Source organism: Actinosynnema sp. NPDC059797 (genome assembly GCF_042732085.1).
Classification (GTDB): Bacteria; Actinomycetota; Actinomycetes; order Mycobacteriales; family Pseudonocardiaceae; genus Actinosynnema.
Window position 1 is genome coordinate 1 of sequence record NZ_JBHWIE010000762.1, and the last position, 1,102, is coordinate 1,102.

The following is a 1,102-nucleotide window of genomic DNA, read 5'->3' on the forward strand; positions in this document are numbered from 1 at the left end:
ACACCAGGAGGTGGCCGTCCGGCAGGGGCACGACGTCCATGGGCTCGTGGAAGCCGCCGTGGGTGGCGCGCACCGCCCCGGTGCGCCGGTCGAGCACCTGCACCGCGCCCGCGGTCCAGCCGGTCGTGACGACCAGGTCGCCCACCACGGCGATGCCGGTGGGGAACAGCAGGTCGGTGGCGTACATGCGGGCCACGTCCCGGACCCCGTGCCCGCCGGCCGCCAGCCGGCGCAGCGCGAAGCCGTCGGCGACGTGGACCTCCCCGCCCTCGTCCAGGGCCAGGTCGGCGGCTATCGCCAGGTCGCCGGAGAGCACCGTGCGGCCGCCGCCGGTGGACGGGTCCACCTCGGTGATCGAGTTGTCGGCCATGTTGGAGACGAAGAGCCGGTCGTCGGCGTCGAAGACCAGGTTGTCGATCCCGGGCCGCTCCCGCGCCACGAGCACCCGGCCGCCCGCCTCCACGCGGTAGACGTCGCCGGTGCCCGTCTCCAGCGCGAACAGGCGGCCCGACGAGTCGAAGGCGACCGCGCCCGGTGTGCGGAAGCCGCCGGCCACGGTCTCCACGACGCCGCGGTCCACGTCGATGCGGACGACCTCCCCGCGCGACCACAGCGGCCCGTGCAGCCACCCGTCGGGGCCGAAGTCGAAGCCGTTGAGCCCGCCGAGGTCGCGCAGCACGGTGCGCGGCGGGCGGGCGCCGGTCGGGTCGAGCTCCAGCAGGGCGTCGGCCTGGAAGACCTGGGACGCGAACAGCCTGCCGTCGGGCGACCACGCCACCGCGTTGATCCCGGGCAGCCCCTGCGCGAGCACGCGCACCGGCCCGCCCGGCGACCGCGCGTGCACCCGGCCCGTGTTGGTGGAGGTCCAGGCGAGCGTGCCGTCCGGGCCCTCGTCCAGGTCGTCGGCCATGCCGAACGGCGGCGGCTCGACCACGCGCGTCGCGCCCGTCCGGGGGTCCACCTCGTGGATCGCGGCGCCGATGAGGCTGCCCGCCAGGAGCCTGCCGTCCCGGGTGACGGCCAGCCCGTGGACGCCGTGGAACGGCGAGGGCCTGGTCAGCCGCTCCAGGCGCGCGGGGGAGGCGGCGGCGGGGGCGACCAC

1 pseudogene is annotated in these 1,102 nt (G+C 76.8%); it reads right to left on the bottom strand.

Annotated elements, in window-relative coordinates:
• Positions 1 to 1,102, bottom strand: a pseudogene (locus ACFV4N_RS43990) (hypothetical protein); the annotation flags it as partial.